Source organism: Achromobacter sp. ESBL13 (assembly GCF_036668755.1).
In the GTDB taxonomy this organism is placed as follows: Bacteria; Pseudomonadota; Gammaproteobacteria; order Burkholderiales; family Burkholderiaceae_B; genus Achromobacter.
Genome location: NZ_JAZEVT010000002.1, coordinates 88,383 through 108,532 on the forward strand (window position 1 = coordinate 88,383; position 20,150 = coordinate 108,532).

Below are 20,150 nucleotides of genomic sequence, written 5' to 3' on the forward strand. Positions count from 1 at the left end.
AAAAAAACCCGAATCCGTGCCCATATTGTGATCACGGGACTTGACCAGCGCCCACCGTGGCACTATTTATATACCGTGAGCGAAGACAACCCGTTCTTCCAGATACGCAAGCCCTGACACTATGGCCCGTCTGCCCCGTCTGTACGCCCCTGGGCTGCCCCAACTGGTGCAGGCCAATTTCATTTCGCCGTTGGCGGCGCCGTCTCAGCCCGCCCCGGCCGATATCCTGAACCAACTGGCCACCTGGCTGGGCGAATCTGCTCAACGCCATCGGGTGTCGGTTCATGGCTGGTTGCTGGCCAATGACCGCATCCTGCTGCTGGCCACTCCCGCTGACGAAGAAGGCCTGCCGCGCTTGATGCAGACGCTGGGCCGCAACCTGGCGGCGCGGCTGCGCGGCGGCCGGGTCTTCGCGGGGCGTTACCGATCCGCGCTGCTGGAACCGGGCGCGTGGGTGCTGCCCGCGCTGGTCTGGCTGGAGACGTATCCCGTGCGCAGCGGCGCATCGCAAGATCCGGATTCCTGGCCCTGGTCGTCCGCGTCCAGCCATACGGGCAATACCCATGCCGCGCCGGCGCAGTGGCAGTCCGATCACGCTGACTACTGGGCTTGCGGCAACACGCCCTTCGACCGTCAGGCTAATTACCGCAAGCGCTTGCAAGACGGCCTGTCGCGCGAAGAATCGCAGCGCATCGATCAGGCCGTCTCTGGCCAATGGGCATTGGGCGGCCCCAGCTTCATTGCCAGCCTGGCGCATACGGCCAGCAGACGCGTGGCCCCCGGCCAGCGCGGTCGGCCGCGCAAGAAGCCCGCAACAACGACAGAGTCGGACACGCCGTCCCCGCCGCCGCCACCCGGTTCCGGGCAAAGCTCTTCCTGATAAACGAACCCGCCGCTACCCGGCGGGTTTTTTCTTGTGGGCCGCCCGTGCGCCGCAGGCTGCCCTTGTGCACTTTTTGCGACACGCGAAAGTGCGATTTCCACACCACGCCTCAGCCCGATTTCCCCAGGCCATCGCAGCCGATAAACGGGGACACATAACGAGATTTTGCCCAATTCAGGTGCATGCTCGAAACGCCTCCTCTATACCGCCCCCTGCCAGGCCAATAACGGCGCGGGCGTTGAAGCGTCCCTATATTTGTGCCCTATGACGGCGCATCGATATAAATAGGGTCGCACCCCCTATGTTTCTGTTGCGCCCTACTGGCGGCGGGGGTATTGTCCGACTCCTGCACTGCAACATTACGACGCAGGCCCACTGCGGAGCGCGCCATGCCCCAAATTACCCCCCCCGAATCCTGTTCCACGCCCAAGGCCACCCCGATCGATGCTTCGCGCATTGGTTTCCCGGCAGCTCAGGGCCTGTACCACCCCAAGAACGAACATGACGCCTGTGGCGTCGGATTCGTTGCACACATCAAGGGCAAGAAAAGCCACGCGATCATCCAGCAGGGTCTGAAGATCCTTGAAAACCTGGACCACCGCGGCGCTGTCGGTGCCGACAAGCTGATGGGCGACGGCGCGGGCATTCTGATCCAGATTCCCGACACGCTTTATCGCGACGAGCTCAGCCAGCAAGGCATCATCCTGCCGCCCCCGGGCGAATACGGCGTGGCCATGGTGTTCCTGCCCAAGGAAACCGCCTCGCGCCTGGCTTGCGAACAAGAGCTGGAACGCTCGGTTCGCGCCGAAGGCCAGGTGGTGCTGGGCTGGCGCAATGTGCCGGTGGACGTCGACATGCCCATGTCACCCACGGTGCGCGATTGCGAACCGGTCATCCGCCAGCTGTTCATCGGCCGCGGCGCCGACGTGATGGTGCCCGACGCGCTGGAACGCAAGCTGTACGTGATCCGCAAGACGGCCAGCCACGCCATCCAGAACATGCATCTGGCCCACGGCAAGGAATACTTCGTGCCGTCCGCATCGGTGCGCACGGTGGTCTACAAGGGCCTGCTGCTGGCCGACCAGGTGGGCCGCTACTACCGCGACCTGGCCGATACCCGCACGGTGTCCGCCCTGGCGCTGGTGCACCAGCGCTTCTCGACCAACACGTTCCCCGCCTGGCCGCTGGCCCACCCGTACCGCATGATTGCGCACAACGGTGAAATCAACACGGTCAAGGGCAACTTCAACTGGCTGCGCGCCCGCGAAGGCATGATGCAGTCGGCCGTGCTGGGCGACGACCTGAAAAAGCTGTACCCCATCGTCTATGAAGGCCAGTCGGACACCGCGACGTTCGACAACTGCCTGGAACTGCTGGTCAATTCCGGCTATTCCCTGGCGCACGCCATGATGATGATGATCCCGGAAGCCTGGGAACAGCACACGCAGATGGACGAGTCCCGTCGCGCGTTCTACGAATACCACGCCGCCATGATGGAGCCGTGGGACGGCCCCGCCGCCGTCGCGTTCACCGACGGCCGCCAGATCGGCGCCACGCTGGACCGCAACGGCCTGCGCCCCGCCCGCTATCTGGTCACCGATGACGACATGGTCATCCTGGCGTCCGAAGCCGGCACGCTGTCGATTCCCGAGAACCGCATCGTCAAGAAGTGGCGTTTGCAGCCGGGCAAGATGTTCTTGATCGACCTGGAACAGGGCCGCATCATCGACGACGCCGAAATCAAGCTGCAACTGGCCAACAGCCGCCCGTACCGCCAATGGATCGAGCGCCTGCAGATCAAGCTGGAATCGCTGCCGGCCCCGCGCCAGGCCGCCGTCGCCACGCAGTCGTCCGTGTCGTTGCTGGACCGCCAGCAGGCATTCGGCTGGACCCAGGAAGACTACAAGTTCATCCTGGAACCCATGGCGTCCACCGGCGAGGAAGTCATCGGCTCGATGGGCAATGACGCCCCGCTGGCCGTGCTGTCCGACCGCGCCAAGCCGTTCTACAACTATTTCCGCCAGTTGTTCGCGCAGGTCACGAACCCGCCCATCGACCCCATCCGCGAACAGCTGGTGATGTCGCTGGTGTCGTTCATCGGCCCCAAGCCCAACCTGCTGGACATCAACAACGTCAACCCGCCGCTGCGCCTGGAAGTGTCCCAGCCGGTGCTGGACTTTGCCGCCATGGCGCAGATCCGCGACATCGAGCAGGTCACGGGCAAGAAATTCCGCAGCTTCGAACTGGACATCACGTACCCCGCCGCCTGGGGCCCCGAGGGCATTGAAGCCCGCGTGGCCGCGCTGTGCGCGCGCGCCGTCGATGCCGTGCAAAGCGGCTACAACATCCTGATCGTGTCGGACCGCCTGGTCGACAGCGAACGCGTGGCCATCCCCGCCCTGTTGGCAACGTCGGCCGTGCACCAGCACCTGATCCGCGCCGGCCTGCGCACCAATACCGGCCTGGTCGTGGAAACCGGGTCCGCGCGTGAAGTGCACCACTTCGCGCTGCTGGGCGGGTACGGTGCCGAGGCCATTCACCCCTACCTGGCGCTGGAATCGCTGGGCAAGATGAATGACCCCGAAAAGGCCGTGAAGAACTTCATCAAGGCCATCGGCAAGGGCTTGAACAAGGTCATGTCCAAGATGGGCATCTCGACCTACATGTCTTACACCGGCGCGCAGATCTTCGAAGCCGTGGGCCTGCAAAGCAACCTGGTGAACAAGTACTTCACCGGCACCTCGTCCAACATTGAAGGCATCGGCATCTTCCAGGTGGCCGAAGAAGCGCTGCGTCAGCACCGCGCGGCGTTCAGCACCGACCCGGTGCTGGCCAACGACCTGGAAGCCGGCGGCGAATACGCCTATCGCGTGCGCGGCGAAGAGCACATGTGGACGCCGGATTCCATCGCCAAGTTGCAGCACGCCTCGCGCGCCAACAACTACCGCACCTATAAGGAATACGCGCAGATCATCAACGACCAGAGCCGTCGCCACATGACCCTGCGCGGCCTGTTCGAATTCCGCTTCGACCCGTCGCGCGCCATCCCGCTGGATGACGTCGAACCCGCCAAGGACATCGTCAAGCGCTTTGCCACCGGCGCCATGTCGCTGGGCTCGATCTCGACCGAAGCGCACTCGGTGCTGGCCGTGGCCATGAACCGCATCGGCGGCAAGTCCAACACCGGCGAAGGCGGCGAAGACGAACTGCGCTACCGCGCCGAAATGCGCGAAGGCAAGAGCACCATCAAGGACGGCGACACGCTGGCCTCGCTGCTGGGCTCGGACCGCATCGAAGCCGATGTCGTGTTGAAGAAGGGCGATTCGCTGCGTTCGAAGATCAAGCAGGTGGCCTCGGGCCGTTTCGGCGTGACCGCCGAATACCTGTCGTCCGCCGACCAGATCCAGATCAAGATGGCGCAGGGCGCCAAGCCCGGCGAAGGCGGCCAGCTGCCCGGCCACAAGGTGTCGGAATACATCGCCAAGCTGCGTTATTCCGTGCCGGGCGTGGGCCTGATTTCGCCCCCGCCGCACCACGACATCTATTCCATTGAAGACCTGGCCCAGCTGATCCACGACCTGAAGAACGTGAATTCCAAGGCGTCGGTGTCGGTCAAGCTGGTGTCCGAAGTGGGCGTGGGCACGGTGGCCGCCGGTGTCGCCAAGGCCAAGGCCGATCACGTTGTGATCGCCGGCCATGACGGCGGCACGGGCGCATCGCCGGTGTCGTCCATCAAGCACGTGGGCACGCCCTGGGAACTGGGCCTGGCCGAAACGCAGCAGACGCTGGTGCTGAACCGCCTGCGCAGCCGCATCCGCGTGCAGGCCGACGGCCAGATGAAGACCGGCCGCGACGTCGTCATCGGCGCGCTGCTGGGCGCCGATGAATTTGGCTTCGCCACCGCGCCGCTGGTTGTCGAAGGCTGCATCATGATGCGCAAGTGCCACCTGAACACCTGCCCGGTGGGCGTGGCCACGCAAGACCCGGTCCTGCGCAAGAAATTCCAGGGCAAGCCGGAACACGTCGTCAACTTCTTCTTCTTCATTGCCGAAGAAGTGCGCGAAATCATGGCGCAGCTGGGCATCCGCAAGTTCGACGACCTGATCGGCCGCGCCGATCTGCTGGACATGCGTTCGGGCGTTGAGCACTGGAAGGCGCAAGGACTGGACTTCGCCCGCGTGTTCCACCAAACGCAATCCGACGCCGACGTGCGTCAGACCGAAGAGCAGGACCACGGCCTGGCCGGCGCGCTGGATCATCAGTTGATCGACCGCAGCCGCCCCGCGCTGGAACGCGGCGAAAAGGTGTCGTTCATCGTGCCGGTGCGCAACCGCAACCGTACGATCGGCGCCATGCTGTCGGGCGCCGTGGCCTCGCGCTACGGCCACGACGGCCTGCCCGACGACACCATCCACATCCAGTGCAACGGCACCGCCGGCCAAAGCTTCGGCGCGTTCCTGGCGCACGGCATCACGATGGACCTGGTGGGCGAAGGCAACGACTACGTCGGCAAGGGCTTGTCGGGCGGCCGCATCATCGTGCGCTCGCCCAATGACTTCCGCGGCTTCGGCCCCGACCACATCATTGCCGGCAACACCGTGCTGTACGGCGCGTTGGCGGGCGAGGCGTTCTTCAACGGCGTGGCCGGCGAACGTTTCGCGGTGCGTAACTCGGGCGCGGCGACGGTTGTCGAAGGCACGGGCGACCACGGGTGCGAATACATGACGGGCGGCACGGTCGTTGTGCTGGGGGCCACGGGCCGCAACTTCGCGGCCGGCATGTCGGGCGGCGTGGCCTACGTGTGGGACCCCGAGCGCACGCTCAAGCATCGCGTCAACCTGTCGATGGTTGAACTGGAAGGCGTGGCGCCGCACTCGGAACAGCAAGCGCTGAACAACATCGACATCTGGCACAGCGCGCAGCGCGGTGGCGAACGCGAGACGGATGAAACCATCCTGCGCCGCCTGGTGGAAGACCACTTCCGCTACACCGGCAGCTACCGCGCCCGCGAGATCCTGGGCGACTGGGAAGCCTCGCGCGGCAAATTCGTAAAGGTCATGCCGACGGACTACCGTCGCGCATTGGGTGAAATGTGGCGTGCAGCCAACCAGCAACAACTGGCTGCGTGAGGGATACCATGGGAAAGATAACTGGCTTTATGGAATTTCAGCGTCTGCAAGAGGCCTCCGAGGCCCCGCAGAAGCGGCTGAAGAACTGGCGCGAATTCGTGCTGCACCTGACCGATGATCAGGCCAAGCAGCAAGCCGCGCGCTGCATGGACTGCGGCATCCCGTTCTGCAACAACGGCTGCCCGGTCAACAACATCATCCCCGACTGGAATGACCTGGTGTACAAGCAGGATTGGCGCCGCGCGCTGGACGTGCTGCACTCCACCAACAACTTCCCGGAATTCACGGGCCGCATCTGCCCGGCCCCGTGTGAGGCCGCCTGTACCTTGAACATCAACAGCGACGCCGTGGGCATCAAGTCCATCGAACACGCGATCATCGACAAGGGCTGGGAAGAAGGCTGGGTGGCGCCGCAAGTGCCGGCCCGCAAGACGGGCAAGAAGGTCGCCGTGGTGGGCTCCGGCCCCGCCGGCATGGCGTGCGCGCAGCAACTGGCGCGCGCCGGCCACTCGGTGACGCTGTTCGAAAAGAGCGACCGCATCGGCGGCCTGCTGCGTTACGGCATCCCCGACTTCAAGCTGGAAAAGCACCAGATCGATCGCCGCATTTCGCAGATGGAAGCGGAAGGCGTTGAGTTCGCGCCGTCCACCTACATCGGCAATCCGAAAGACCCCGTGGCCGATGGCCTGACGGTGCGCACGCCGGAATCGCTGAAGGCGGAATTCGACGCCATCGTCATGACGGGCGGTTCGGAAACGCCGCGTGACCTGCCGGTTCCCGGCCGCGAGCTGTCGGGCGTGTATTTCGCCATGGACTTCCTGCGCCAGCAGAACAAGGCAGTCGCCGGTGACCGCCTGACGAACCAGACGCTGGCCAAGGGCAAGCACGTGGTCGTGATCGGCGGCGGCGATACCGGTTCGGATTGCGTGGGTACCAGCAACCGCCATGGCGCTGCATCGGTCACGCAATTTGAGTTGATGCCGCAGCCGCCCGAGTCCGAGAACAAGACGATGACGTGGCCGTACTGGCCGCTGAAGATGCGCACGTCGTCCTCGCACGAAGAAGGCTGCGAGCGCGATTGGTCCGTGACCACCAAGCTGCTCAAGGGCAGCAACGGCAAGGTCGAAAAGCTGGTCGGCGCGCGCGTCGAGTGGTTCAAGGACGAAGCCACCGGCCAGATGAAGATGCGCGAAGTCGAGGGCTCGGAATTCGAGATCAAGGCGGATCTGGTGCTGCTGGCCATGGGCTTCGTATCGCCGGTGCAAACGGTGCTGGATGCGTTCGGCGTGGATCGCGATGCGCGCGGCAATGTGCGCGCCAACACCGACGACTACCGCACCAACGTCGAAAAGATCTTTGCCGCGGGCGACATGCGCCGGGGCCAGTCGTTGGTGGTCTGGGCCATCCGCGAAGGCCGCCAGTGCGCGCGCTCGGTGGACGAGTTCCTGATGGGCAGCACCGAACTGCCGCGCTGATCTTCCGGCATCGCAAGACACTCGCGGGCCCCACGCACGACCCATTCGCCGCCTTCGCGCCCTTTGCGCCAAGGCGGCGAATGCTATTGAAAACGCCGAACGACATCGCATCGACAGCGCCCCGCTGTTGCCGCGCCACCACGGCGGGTTCCGCATCTTTTAACGGTTTGACACACATCAATCTGGCCTTGGGCCGGGTCTGAGAACCTGTGGTCTCACCTTACGGAAAGATCGGAGAAGAAAAATGTTTTCGCTGAACGGGCGTATCCGCGCCACCGCCATCGCCGCACTGACCGCCGCCGGCGCACTTGCCACGCCGGCGCATGCGCACGAAGCGGGCGACGTGCTGTTCCGAGTGGGCGTGACGCAGGTGCGGCCCTCTTCCAACAACGGCACGGTGCTGGACGGCAGCGTCAAGCTGGATGCGAACAACAACGTGCGCCCGAGCTTCACGCTGGGCTACATGGTGACGCGCAACATCGGCATCGAACTGCTGGGCGCATGGCCGTTCCAGCACGACGTCAGCGGCAGCGGTTTGGGCAAGATCGGCTCCAGCAAGCAACTGCCCCCGACCTTAAGCCTGCAATGGCACATCCTGCCCGACAGCATGATCCAGCCGTACATCGGCGTGGGCCTCAACTACACGCACTTCTTCGACACCAAGGCCGAAGGCGCGCTGAAGGGTTCCGACCTGAAGATGGGCGATTCGTGGGGCGTGGCCGCGCAACTGGGCGCGGACTTCAAGATCAACGAACGCTGGTTCATGAACGCCGACATCCGCTACATCGACATCAAGTCGAAGGTGAAGCTGGACGGCCAACACATCGGCACGGCTCGCATCGACCCGTGGGTGGCGACGCTGGGCGTCGGCTACCGCTTCTAAGCGGATGTTGTTGTGCGGCCCGGCGTCTGCAATTGCAGGCGCAAGGCCTGCAACGCGGGCGTATCGTCGTCCGCGCGCCAGACCAGCTGCGTCACGGCGGTAGCGTAAGGGCCCGTCAGTGCGCTGACGTGGACGGAATGCTCCGCCCCCAGCACCGCCAAGACCGAGCGCGGCACGATGGCCACGCCCGAGCCCGCCGCCACACACGCCACGATGGCGTGATACGACGCAAACTCCATCACCCTGCCCGGCGCCACGCCTTCGTGGTGCAGCCACGATTCCAGGATGCGGCGGTACGAACACCCTGCCGCGAACGCGATGACGGTGCGGTCGCCAAGGTCGCGCGCGTTGCCGATGGGCCCCCATGCCAGGGGCGATATCAATGCCAGGGTTTCCTGGAAGGCGTCCAGGGTAGACAGACCCTCTGCCGGAAACGGCTGGGCAACAAACGCCGCTTCAATTTCGTAATTGCGCACCTGCGCGGCCAATGCGCCCGACGTGCCGGTGACCAGTTCAATACCCACTTGCGGCCACGCCGCGTGATAGGACGCCAGGATCGGCGGCAGGCGCGCGGCCGCTGTGCTTTCCATGGTGCCGATGCGCAGCACGCCCTGCGGGGCGCCGTCGCGCACGGCGGCTTGCGCTTCGTCCGACAATCGCAGCAGCCGGTCGGCATAGGACAGCAGCACGCGGCCCTGGTCCGACAGCACCAGCCGGCGATTCTGGCGCCGAAACAGCGGGGCGTTCAATGAAGCCTCCAACTGCTTCAGGCGCGTGGACACATTGGACTGCACCCGGTTCAGGTGCAGGGCCGCGCGCGCGACGCCACCCTGGTCGGCCACGGCCTTGAAAATCTGCAACGCATCGAGATCCAAGTTTCTCATTTCAAGAACCTATGTTCTTAATAATTCACTATTAAAGATATAAGTACAGCCGTAGAGTAGGCCCATGTCAACGCCTGCTTACCCTTCCGTTTCCGATTCCGTGTCCGCCGCCGATACCCGCAGCGCGCTCAGCCTGGCCTGGCCTGCCGCCCTGGCCCTGGCTGCCGCCATGGGCATCGGCCGCTTTGCCTTCACCCCCGTCTGGCCCCTGATGGCCGAGGAAGGCGGTTTGTCTCTGGCACAGGGCAGTTGGATTGCATCGGCCAACTACGCCGGGTATCTGCTGGGCGCGCTGGCGGCCGTGGCGTGGCCCGTACGCCATGCACGTCAGGTACGCGCGCAGCTTGCCATCAGCCTGCTGGCGGTGGCGCTGTTGACGCTGGCCATGCCCCTGACGCATGACGTGGCGCTGTGGTGCGCCCTGCGCCTAGCCGCCGGCTATGCCAGCGCCAGCGCGTTCATCTGCGTCGCGGCGGGCCGGACGGTGGCGCCGGGCGATCCCCGGGAACCGGCCGCGTCGGCGCTGACCTATGCGGGCGTGGGCGCCGGTATCGCGCTGACCGGCTTGGCCTGCCTGTCGCTGATGGCCTGGGGCGTGCGGGCGGATGGCACCTGGCTGGCGCTGGGCGGGCTGACGCTGGCCTTGTCCGCCATCGCCTGGCCGGGCCTGAACCGGCCGTCGCCTGCCACCTCATCGACGCCGCACGCCGGCCCGCCGGCGCGTGTGCCCCGCGTCACCGCCCGGCTGGCCTTGCATTACGGCGTCTTCGGCATCGGCTACATCATCCCCGCCACCTTTCTACCGGCCATGGCCAAGCAGGTCATCGCCAACCCCGCCGTGTTCGGCTGGGCATGGCCGCTGTTCGGGCTGGCCGCTGCCGTATCGTGCCTGCTGGTTCCCCGGCTGGCACGGGCCCGCGATGAAAAGCGCGTCTGGCAGGCCGCGCAGGCGCTGATGGCCGCCGGCATGCTGGCTGCCGCGCTGTGGCACCACATCGCCGCCGTGATCGTGGCGGCGCTGCTGGTGGGCGGCACGTTCATGGTGATTACGCAGGCCGGCATGCTGACCGCGCGGCGCATGGCCGGCGCCGCCGCCCCCCGCGCCGCCGCCATCATGACCGCCGCCTTTGCCGCGGGGCAGATCCTGGGGCCGCTCCTGGCATCGTGGGCCGGCCACTGGGGCGCCGGCCTGCCGCAAGTGCTGGGCGGCGGGGCCGCGCTGCTGGCCGTGTCGGCATGGCGCTTGGGAAAAATCACGACAGAAGACAAAGGCGCTGGGCATAATGCGATCGGCCCGCAGGGCTGTACACATTAGAGACAAGAAAGAGGAGTCACCAGCATGAAATCACTGCGCCCCCTGATCGCTGCCCTGGCGGCCGTTGCCGCCTTTAGCGGCGCCGCGCAAGCCCAGACCGCCGACTGGCCCGCCAAGCCCATCACCATGATCGTGCCTTACGCGCCGGGCGGCTTTGCCGACACCCGCGTGCGTCTGCTGGCGCGCAAGCTGGGCGAATCGCTGGGCCAGCCCATCGTGGTGGAAAACAAGGCGGGCGCGGGCGGCGTGGTCGGCACCAACCTGATCGCGAAGGCCGCACCCGACGGCTACACCATCGGCACGGGCAATTTGGCGCCCATGGCGGTGAACCCGTCACTGATGAAGGAAATGCCCTACAACCCGCAGAAGGATCTGGCCCCGATCGTGCTGATCGAGAACAGCCCGTTGGTGTTGAGTGTGAATAACGAATTGCCGGTCAAGACGCTGGCGGACCTGATCGCGCTGGCCAAGAAACAGCCGGGCAAGCTGTCGTTTGGCTCGTCCGGCGTGGGCGGCGCGCACCACCTGTCGGGCGAAATGTTCCGCGAACAGGCCAAGATCGACATCGTGCACGTGCCCTACAAGGGTGGCAGCCTGGCCGCCACCGATCTGATGGGCGGGCACATCTCGATGATGTTCGAAATGGGCTATTCCGCGCTGCCGGCCATCCAGGGCGCCAAGATCCACCCCATCGCGGTCACGTCCGCCAAGCGCCTGGCCGTGCTGCCCGACGTGCCCACCATGGCCGAGTCCGGCCTGCCCGGCTTCGAGTCCTACAACTGGCAGGGCATTGTGGCCCCGGCCGGCACGCCCGCGCCGATCATTGCCAAGCTGAACGCCGAGTTCAACCGCATCCTGAAAGAGCCGGATGTGCAAAAGGCGATTGCCGACACCGGCAGCCAGGCCGGCGGCGGAACGCCCGAGGAATTCGCGGCTTTCATCAAGAGCGAAACCGACAAGTGGGCCCACGTCATCAAGGCTGGAAACATCCAGCTTCAATAACCTGAAGGAGTCACCCCATGGCCGCCCGATTGCTAGACCTGCTGAAGCTGGACCTTCCCGTCATCCAAGCGCCCATGGCGGGCGGGGCGACGACGGTGGAGCTGGTGTCCGAAGCGTCCAAGGCGGGCGTCCTGGGGTCGCTTGGGGCGGCCTACATGACGCCCGCACAGATCGAGGCCGCCGCGCAGAGCATCCGTGCCCGCACCGACCGCCCGTTCGGCATCAACCTGTTCGCCAGCGTGCCAGCGCGGCCCATGCAGGGTGACACCGACCGCATGCTGGCGTTGATGGCCCGGTACCACGAACAGCTGGGCCTGCCGGCCCCGGCTGCGCCCGGCCCCCAGGCGGACCCGTTGCCCGAGCAGATTGACGCCATCCTGCGGTTGCGCCCCGCGGTGTTCAGCTTCACGTTCGGCCGCATCGCCGGCGATGTCCTGGCGCGCTGCCGCGAACTGGGCATTCTGACGGTGGGCACCGCCACCACGGTGCGCGAGGCGGTGACGCTGGAGCAGGATGGCGTGGACGCGGTGGTAGCCCAGGGGGCGGAGGCGGGCGGGCATCGCGGCACGTTCCTGGACGACTTCGAACAATCCCTGATTGGCACGATGGCGCTGGTGCCGCAGATTGCGGACGCGGTATCCATCCCGGTAATCGCCTCGGGCGGCATCATGGACGGGCGTGGCATCGCAGCCGCGCTGGCCTTGGGGGCCGACGTGGCACAAATGGGGACGGCCTTCCTGACGACGAACGAATCGGGCATCAGCGAGCCCTACAAGGCCCTGCTGCCCGCCTCGCGGTCCGAGCAGTCGCGGGTGACGCGGGCATTTTCCGGCCGCCCGGCTCGCGGCATCGCCAACACGTTCATGCGGGACGCCGACGCCATTGCCGCCGACATCCTGCCGTATCCGCTGCAAAACGCCTTGACGCGGCCCATGCGCACCGAGGGCGGCAAGGCCGGCAACACTGAAGTGCTGTCCCTGTGGGCAGGACAGGCCGCACCGCTGGCCCGGCGCGAAAGCACGGCCGAGCTGGTGGCCCGGCTGGCGCGCGAACTGGCCGCCGTCCGACATCGCTCCTGATCCGCTCCTGACGCGGCTGGGACGGCGCACGTAGCCGCAGGCCCTGGGGTGCCTGGGGCGCCTGGGGTGCCTGGGGCGCCTGGGGTGCCTGGGGCGCCTGGGGTGCCTGGGGCGCCTGGGGCGCCTGGGGCGACTGGGGCGACTGGGGCGACTGATGCCGCTGATGCGCCCCGGCCGGCCTGAAAGCGCCGCCCGCTGGCTTCAAACGCGACCCGGATTGTCCCTGCCACCGAAAACACTGTTCCACGGGCGGGCCCCTGCGTTGTCATTGCAAAGCGTCGAGCTACAATGGCGCCTCGCCGCTGGGGCCCATCGCCTGTTTTGCCCCGGCACCTGAGTAACCGGGCGCTTCCCGCCGCAGCCTGTCTTGCCCGCGCAGCCCGGTTATCCGCCCCGCGCGCCGACAAGCCAGCAGGGCTAGCTCCGCCACCGAAACACTCTTTCGTTGCCCATGCCCGCTCAATCAAGCAGCACCCCGGAATTCGCCCTGCGCCTGGACGGTGTAGCGCTCGGCTACGGTGATTTCACCGTCCTGCGCGATATCTCCATGGAAGTGCGCGCAGGCGAAGTGGTCGCCATCATGGGCGGCTCGGGCTCGGGTAAGACCACGCTATTGCGCGCGGCCACCGGCCAGTTGCTGGCCCAGCAAGGGCGGGTAGAGGCGTTTGGCCAGGACCTGGGCCAGGTCACCCCGGCGCAGTTGCAGGCCCTGCGCAAGCGCATGGGCGTGCTGTTCCAGCAAGGCGCGTTGTTCACCGATTTGAACGTGTTCGAAAACGTGGCGTTTCCGCTGCGCGAACACACCCGCCTGTCCGAAGCCGAAGTCACCGACCGGGTGCTGGACAAGCTGGACGCCGTCGGCCTGCGGGCCGCCGCGCATCTGAAGGTGGCCGAAATATCCGGCGGCATGGCGCGCCGCGTGGCGTTGGCCCGCGCCGTCGTGCTGGAACCCGAACTGATTTTGTACGACGAGCCCTTCGCGGGCCTGGACCCGATCTCGCTAGGCATCACCGCCCGCCTGATCCGCCACCTGGCCGACCGGCTGGGTTGCGCCTCGGTGCTGATCACGCACGACGTCCAGGAGTCCTTTTCCATCGCCGACCAGGTGTATCTGGTGGGCCAGGGCAAGCTGGCCGCTGCCGGCACGCCGGAATCGTTGTCGGCGTCGCAAGACCCTTACGTGCAGCAATTCCTGAAAGGCGAACCTGACGGCCCGGTCGCGTTCCAGTATCCCGACACGCCTGCTTTCCAGAAGTGGCTGTCCGCACAGAAAGGGCGCAAAGCATGAGCGGTTCCAACAACGTGGTCGGCGCGCTGGGTGGCTGGGTGCGCAAGCAAATCTCGGGCATCGGCTTTTTCACCCGCTTTTTTGGCGGCATGCTGGCGCGCAGCGGCATCGTGTTCTCGCGGCCGCGCCTGGTGTCCCAACAAGTCCACTTCATCGGCAACTATTCCCTGCTGATCATCGCCGTGTCCGGCATGTTCGTGGGCTTTGTGCTGGGCCTGCAAGGCTATTACACGCTGAACCGCTACGGCTCCGAAGAGGCCCTGGGCCTGCTGGTGGCGTTGTCGCTGGTGCGCGAATTGGGCCCTGTCGTCACCGCGCTGCTGTTCGCGGGCCGGGCGGGCACTTCGCTGACGGCCGAGATCGGCCTGATGAAAGCGGGCGAACAGCTGTCGGCCATGGAAGTCATGGCCGTAGACCCCATCCGCCGCGTGCTGGTGCCGCGCCTGTGGGGCGGCATCATCGCCATGCCCATCCTGGCCGCTGTGTTCTCCATGGTGGGCATCCTGGGCGGCTGGGTCGTCGGCGTCGTAATGATCGGCGTGGACGCGGGCGCCTTCTGGTCGCAGATGCAAAACGGTGTCGACGTCTGGAACGACGTGGCCAACGGTGTCGTCAAGAGCGTGGTGTTCGGCATCACGGTCACGCTGGTCGCGCTTTACGAAGGCTGGCAGGCCAAGCCCACGCCGGAAGGCGTGGCGCGGGCCACCACGCGCACGGTGGTCGTGGGTTCCCTGGCGGTACTTGGGCTGGACTTCCTGCTCACCGCCTTGATGTTTGGAAATTGAAACGGATTGATCATGTCACGCGAAAAAACCGACTTCTGGGTAGGCCTGTTTGTACTGCTGGGCGCGGTCGCTCTGGCGTTCCTGGCGTTGCGAGCCGGCAACCTAAGCACCTTTTCCTTTGCCCCCACCTATACGCTTTCGGCCAATTTCGATAACGTAGGCGGCCTGAAACCGCGCGCGGCCGTCAAAAGCGCCGGCGTCGTGGTGGGCCGCGTGTCCAGCATCACGTTTGACGACAAGACCTTCCAGGCGGTCGTGTCGGTGAATCTGGAAAAGGAATACCAGTTTCCGAAGGATTCCTCGGCCTCGATTCTCACCTCCGGCCTGCTGGGCGAGCAATACCTGGGTCTGACGGCGGGCAGCGAAGAAGAGAACTTTACCGACGGCGGAAAAATCCGCTATACACAGAGCGCGGTTGTCCTGGAGCAGCTGATCAGCCAGTTCCTGTACGGCTCCGCTGAAAAGCAGGGCGCTTCGTCGTCCGAGCCCGCCGCGAAAGCGCCAAATTAAAGACGATGCGAAAGACGCTGTAACGGCGTCACGCCTCGACATCGCAATAACATAAGAATCGTTGATAGGGATCTCCTGATCATGAACAAGAACGCATTTTCCCGAATTGCCACCATCGCGGCGGCGGGTGTCCTGATGGCCGGCTGCGCCGCGCCGCAGAACCCCGACCCGCGCGATCCGTGGGAAGGCTTCAACCGGGGCGTGTACAAGTTCAATGACACGGTGGACCGCGCGGTATTCAAGCCGGTCGCCCAGGCGTATACCTATGTCACGCCGCAGCCCGTGCGCAGCTGCGTGCACAACATCTTCAGCAACATGACGGACCTGTGGTCCGGCACGAACAGCTTCCTGCAAGGCCGTGGCCACGACTTCGTGAACACGCTGGGCCGCTTCCTGTTCAACACCACGATGGGCGTGGGCGGCTGCTTTGACGTTGCCTCGGCCAACGGCGCGCGCAAGATTCCGAACGACTTCGGCACGACGCTGGGCGTGTGGGGTTTTGGCCAGGGCCCGTACCTGGTGCTGCCGATCTTCGGTTCGTCCAGCGTGCGTGACGGCGTCGGCCTGGCCGGCGACCTTGCCGGCACCACCTACGGCTACATGGGCATCGACGCCATCGACAACGTGCGCCTGCGCAATTCCCTGTGGGGCCTGCGCCTGGTCGACACGCGCGCCAGCCTCTTGAACGCCACCGACACGATCGACCGCGTTGCCCTGGACCCGTACAGCTTCATCCGCGACGCCTACCTGCAACGCCGCAACGCCATGGTCATGGGCCACCGGGTTGACGACGAAGGTTCGCTGCCCAACTACGAAGACGACGAGGACGATGCCCCTGCCGCCGGCAAGGCTGCCCCGGCACCCGTGCCCGCCACCAAGTAAGCTCTAGGCTTGCGTTCATCGGTACCGTAAGGAGTTTTGATGCGATTTGCTTTTCTTTCCCTGATGCAACGGTTGGCCTTCGCGGGCCTTCTGGGCCTTGCCGTGGCCGGCGCTGCCCAGGCCAAGCCCGATCCCAACGGCGCGCCGGACCAGTTCGTGCTGGCCACCGCCAACGAAGCCCTTGATGTCCTGAAGGCCGACGGCGCGGTCAAGGCCGGCAACACCGCCCGGATCAACGAAGTGGTCAACCAGCACATCCTGCCCTACGTCAACTTCCAGAAGACCACGCGCCTGGCCGCTGGCCGCTTCTGGCGCCAGGCAACCGACCAGCAGAAGAAAGCGCTGGCCGACGCCTTCCGTGGCACGCTGGTTCGCACCTACAGCGGCGCGCTGACCCGCGTGACGCCCAGCACGTCCGTCAAGGCACTGCCGTTCCGTGGCGACCCCAAGGCCGACGATGTGGTCGTGCGCACGCTGATCAGCCAGTCCAACGGCCAGCCCACCGGCGTGGATTACCGTCTGGAAAAGACGCCCCAAGGCTGGAAGATCTACGACATGAACGTCGAAGGCATCTGGCTGATCGAAAACTACCGCAACCAGTTTGCGCAGCAGATCAACCAGAACGGCATCGACGGCCTGATCCAGGCCCTGAACCAGCGCAACCAGTAATTTCGGGTTCCGGCTGTCTTCGGCCCGGCGCGCCTTTGTGGCCCGCCGGGCCGATTATTTCGGGGACGGATAAAACCGCCATCCCCCCAGGCCCTCCGGGGCCATAGGCGCTTGCCGTCACGGCGCGCTTATATAATGATCAATTCGCTCTTTTCGGGCACCCCCCCGCCGTCATGTCAGCCGTCAGTCTAGAAAACGTCTCCAAGATCTACTCGCCGCGTGTGCGCGGCTGGCAGAAGTTGCTTGGGCGCAAGCCCGCCGCCGGCTTTCAAGCGCTGGACAATGTCAGCCTGAATATCGAGCACGGCGAATTCTTCGGCCTGCTCGGGCCGAACGGCGCGGGCAAGACCTCGTTGATTTCCATTCTTGCCGGCCTGGCGCATGCCACGTCGGGGCGCGCCAGCGTCTGTGGGTACGACGTCGTCGCCGACTACAAGTCGGCGCGGCGTTCGCTGGGCGTGGTGCCGCAAGAGCTGGTTTACGACCCGTTCTTCACGGTGCGCGAAACGCTGCGCATCCAGTCCGGCTACTTCGGCCTGCGCAACAACGACGACTGGATCGACGAAATTCTGTTCAACCTGGGCCTGGCCGACAAGGCCGACAACAACATGCGCGCGCTGTCGGGCGGCATGAAGCGCCGCGTGCTGGTGGCGCAGGCCCTCGTGCACAGGCCGCCGGTCATCGTGCTGGACGAACCCACCGCCGGCGTTGACGTTGACCTGCGCCGCACGCTGTGGGAGTTCATCTCGCGCCTGAACAAGGCTGGCCACACCATCATGCTGACCACGCACTACCTGGAAGAAGCGGAAGCCCTGTGCGGCCGCATCGCCATGCTCAAGCGCGGCCGCATCGTGGCGCTGGACACCACGCAGGCGCTGATGGCGCGCGTGGGCGGCGTCGACCTGGAAGACGCGTTCGTGCGCATCATGCACCAGGGTGATGAACCCGCCGCGCCCGCCCTGCAACCCGAAGAGATCTCGTCATGACGCAGCCCAACGCGACCGCCAGCCAGCCGCTGGTGCAGCCCCGCCTGGACGCGGGCTCCGGCTTTCCGACCCTGCTGCGCAAGGAATTGCTGCGCTTCTGGAAGGTGGGTTTCCAGACCATTGCCGCGCCCGTCATCACGGCACTGCTGTACCTGCTGGTCTTCGCGCACGTGCTGGAAGGGCGCCTGATGGTGTATGGCACCGTGCCGTACACCGCGTTCCTCATTCCCGGCCTGATGATGATGAGCATGTTGCAGAACGCGTTTGCCAACCCATCTTCGTCGCTGATCCAAAGCCGCATCACGGGCAACCTGGTGTTCATGCTGCTGCCGCCGCTGTCGCACCGTGACATCTTCGGCGCGTTCGTGCTGGCGGCCGTGGTGCGCGGCCTGACCGTGGGCGTGTTCGTGTGGTTCGTCGCGCTGTGCTTTGTGTCGCTGGTGCCGGCCAACCCGCTGTGGCTGCTGGTGTTCGCGGTGCTGTCCTGCGGCATCATGGCCGTGCTGGGCGTGGTGGCGGGCCTGTGGTCCGAAAAGTTCGACCAGCTGGCCGCCTTCCAGAACTTTCTGATCATGCCCGCGACGTTCCTGTCCGGCGTGTTCTATTCCATACACACCCTGCCGCCTTTCTGGCAGGCCGTGTCCCACTGGAACCCCATCTTCTACGCCATCGACGGCTTCCGCTACGGATTCTTCTCGGTGTCGGACGTCTCGCCCTGGCGCAGCCTGGCGGTGGTGACGGGGGTATTCCTGGCACTCTCGCTTTACGCGCTGCGGCTTCTGGCCAGCGGCTACAAACTCAGGAACTGACGTCCATGCTTCCCACTCCCGCGCAAGTCCGCCAATACATCGCGGACGGCCTGTCCTGTGAACATCTTGACGTGCAAGGCGACGGCTCGCACTTCGACGCCGTCATCGTCAGCGCGGCCTTTGAAGGCAAACGCCTGATCCAGCGTCATCAAATGGTTTATGCCGCGCTGGGCGACCGCATGAAGGCCGAGATCCACGCGCTGTCGATGCGCACGCTGACACCTGACGAATACCAGCAAGCAGGCAAGTAATGGATAAGCTGCGCATCATCGGCGGTACGCCCCTGCACGGCGAGATCTCGATTTCCGGCGCCAAGAATTCGGCCCTGCCGATTCTGTGCGCCGGCCTCCTGACCGCCGACGCGCTGACGCTGACCAACGTGCCGCACCTGAATGACACGGCCACGATGCTGCGCCTGCTGGCGCGCATGGGCATGCAAGCCACGCGCGGCACCGACGGCGTGGTGACGCTGCAAGCCGACCGCGTCGACAAGCTGGAAGCGCCGTACGACCTGGTCAAGACGATGCGCGCGTCGATCCTGGTGCTGGGCCCGTTGCTGGCCCGCTTCGGCGAAGCCCGCGTCAGCCTGCCGGGCGGCTGCACCATCGGCCAGCGGCCGGTGGACCAGCACATCAAGGGCCTGGCCGCGCTGGGCGCGGAAATCAGCATCGAACACGGCTTCGTCGTCGCGCGCGCCAAGCGCTTGAAGGGCGCGTCGGTGCGCACCGACATGGTCACCGTTACCGGCACCGAGAACCTGCTGATGGCCGCCGTGCTGGCCGAGGGCCAGACCGTGCTGGAAAACGCGGCTTGCGAACCGGAAGTGGTGGACCTGGCCGAACTGCTTATCAAGATGGGCGCCCGCATTCAGGGGCACGGCACCGGCCGTATCGTGATCGACGGCGTTGAGCGCCTGCATGGCGCCGAGCACCGCGTCATCTCCGACCGCATCGAAGCCGGCACCTTCCTGTGTGCCGTGGGCGCGGCGGGTGGCGACATCCGCCTGACCAACACCGACCCCGCCATCCTGGGCGCCACGCTGGACAAGCTGGCCGACGCCGGCCTGACCATCGAAACCGGCCCCGACTGGATCCGGGGCGCGATGTCCACCCGCCCCAAGGCCGTCGGGTTCCGCACGCATGAATATCCCGGCTTCGCCACCGACATGCAGGCCCAGCTCATGGCGCTGAACGCCGTGGCCGAAGGCACGTCCGTCATCGTCGAAACGATCTTCGAAAACCGCTACATGCACGTGCAGGAACTGCGCCGCATGGGCGCCGACATCGACATCGACGGCCACACCGCCGTGGTGCGTGGCGTGAAGCGCCTGTCGGGCGCCACCGTCATGGCCACCGATTTGCGCGCGTCCGCCAGCCTGGTCATCGCCGGCCTGGCCGCCGATGGCGACACGCTGGTCGACCGCATCTACCACCTGGATCGTGGCTACGACCAGATGGAAGTCAAACTGCGCGCCCTGGGCGCGAACATCCAACGCGTGACCGGCAAGGAACAGGCATGAAATGTAGTAGCCCCCACGCTGCGCCTTCGGCTTGCTGCCCCCCGAGTGGGTC

Annotated in this window: 17 protein-coding genes; 16 read left to right on the plus strand and 1 reads right to left on the minus strand. The window is 65.6% G+C overall.

Annotation, left to right across the window (positions count from 1 at the left end; all coding sequences use genetic code 11):
- The first annotated feature begins 121 nt into the window (after positions 1-121).
- From V6F88_RS09125 to V6F88_RS09140, 4 genes are all read left to right on the plus strand, one after another.
- On the plus strand, positions 122-880 hold the full coding sequence (locus tag V6F88_RS09125) for a hypothetical protein (protein ID WP_332609036.1): 759 nt from the start codon (positions 122-124) through the stop codon (positions 878-880).
- 392 nt (positions 881-1,272) lie between these two features.
- Positions 1,273-6,012: a glutamate synthase-related protein gene (locus V6F88_RS09130; protein ID WP_332609038.1), complete on the plus strand. Its 4,740-nt coding sequence runs from the start codon at positions 1,273-1,275 to the stop codon at positions 6,010-6,012.
- 8 nt (positions 6,013-6,020) lie between these two features.
- Entirely contained in the window at positions 6,021-7,487 is a 1,467-nt protein-coding gene (locus tag V6F88_RS09135; RefSeq protein WP_332609040.1) for a glutamate synthase subunit beta, read from the plus strand.
- Between the two features lie 244 nt (positions 7,488-7,731).
- Entirely contained in the window at positions 7,732-8,370 is a 639-nt protein-coding gene (locus tag V6F88_RS09140) for an OmpW/AlkL family protein (RefSeq protein ID WP_332609042.1), read from the plus strand.
- Here the strand turns inward: V6F88_RS09140 and V6F88_RS09145 are convergent.
- Entirely contained in the window at positions 8,367-9,254 is an 888-nt protein-coding gene (locus V6F88_RS09145) for a LysR family transcriptional regulator (RefSeq protein WP_332609043.1), read from the minus strand. The two genes, V6F88_RS09140 and V6F88_RS09145, sit on opposite strands and share 4 nt — an antisense overlap.
- A gap of 64 nt (positions 9,255-9,318) precedes the next feature.
- On the opposite strand from V6F88_RS09145, the gene V6F88_RS09150 reads away from it, so the two are divergent.
- The 12 genes from V6F88_RS09150 (at position 9,319) to murA (ending at position 20,098) form a co-directional block, all read left to right on the plus strand.
- Positions 9,319-10,569, plus strand: coding sequence for a YbfB/YjiJ family MFS transporter (locus V6F88_RS09150; protein ID WP_332609044.1), 1,251 nt, complete (start codon positions 9,319-9,321; stop codon positions 10,567-10,569).
- A gap of 24 nt (positions 10,570-10,593) precedes the next feature.
- On the plus strand, positions 10,594-11,571 hold the full coding sequence (locus V6F88_RS09155; RefSeq protein WP_332609045.1) for a Bug family tripartite tricarboxylate transporter substrate binding protein: 978 nt from the start codon (positions 10,594-10,596) through the stop codon (positions 11,569-11,571).
- Between the two features lie 17 nt (positions 11,572-11,588).
- Positions 11,589-12,650: an NAD(P)H-dependent flavin oxidoreductase gene (locus V6F88_RS09160; RefSeq protein ID WP_332609046.1), complete on the plus strand. Its 1,062-nt coding sequence runs from the start codon at positions 11,589-11,591 to the stop codon at positions 12,648-12,650.
- 451 nt (positions 12,651-13,101) lie between these two features.
- On the plus strand, positions 13,102-13,938 hold the full coding sequence (locus V6F88_RS09165) for an ABC transporter ATP-binding protein (RefSeq protein ID WP_332609047.1): 837 nt from the start codon (positions 13,102-13,104) through the stop codon (positions 13,936-13,938).
- The gene (gene mlaE, locus V6F88_RS09170) at positions 13,935-14,723 is read left to right on the plus strand and encodes a lipid asymmetry maintenance ABC transporter permease subunit MlaE (protein WP_332609048.1); all 789 of its coding nucleotides are present in this window, start codon (positions 13,935-13,937) and stop codon (positions 14,721-14,723) included. The genes V6F88_RS09165 and mlaE overlap by 4 nt, the downstream gene beginning before the upstream one ends.
- 12 nt (positions 14,724-14,735) lie before the next feature.
- Complete coding sequence (gene mlaD, locus V6F88_RS09175; protein WP_046805343.1) at positions 14,736-15,233, plus strand: outer membrane lipid asymmetry maintenance protein MlaD; 498 nt, start codon at positions 14,736-14,738, stop codon at positions 15,231-15,233.
- Positions 15,234-15,314: 81 nt separating this feature from the next.
- The gene (locus V6F88_RS09180; protein ID WP_332609051.1) at positions 15,315-16,115 is read left to right on the plus strand and encodes an MlaA family lipoprotein; all 801 of its coding nucleotides are present in this window, start codon (positions 15,315-15,317) and stop codon (positions 16,113-16,115) included.
- 39 nt (positions 16,116-16,154) lie between these two features.
- Positions 16,155-16,784, plus strand: a complete 630-nt coding sequence (locus V6F88_RS09185; protein WP_332609052.1) for an MlaC/ttg2D family ABC transporter substrate-binding protein — start codon at positions 16,155-16,157, stop codon at positions 16,782-16,784.
- A 173-nt stretch (positions 16,785-16,957) separates the two neighbouring features.
- Positions 16,958-17,770: an ABC transporter ATP-binding protein gene (locus V6F88_RS09190; protein ID WP_332609053.1), complete on the plus strand. Its 813-nt coding sequence runs from the start codon at positions 16,958-16,960 to the stop codon at positions 17,768-17,770.
- A complete protein-coding gene (locus tag V6F88_RS09195; protein ID WP_332609054.1) occupies positions 17,767-18,579 on the plus strand; it encodes an ABC transporter permease in 813 nt (270 codons plus the stop codon). Before V6F88_RS09190 ends, V6F88_RS09195 begins: the two co-directional genes overlap by 4 nt.
- A 5-nt stretch (positions 18,580-18,584) precedes the next feature.
- Complete coding sequence (locus tag V6F88_RS09200) at positions 18,585-18,830, plus strand: BolA family protein (protein ID WP_046805270.1); 246 nt, start codon at positions 18,585-18,587, stop codon at positions 18,828-18,830.
- Complete coding sequence (gene murA / locus V6F88_RS09205; RefSeq protein WP_332609056.1) at positions 18,830-20,098, plus strand: UDP-N-acetylglucosamine 1-carboxyvinyltransferase; 1,269 nt, start codon at positions 18,830-18,832, stop codon at positions 20,096-20,098. The genes V6F88_RS09200 and murA overlap by 1 nt, the downstream gene beginning before the upstream one ends.
- Positions 20,099-20,150 lie beyond the last annotated feature (52 nt).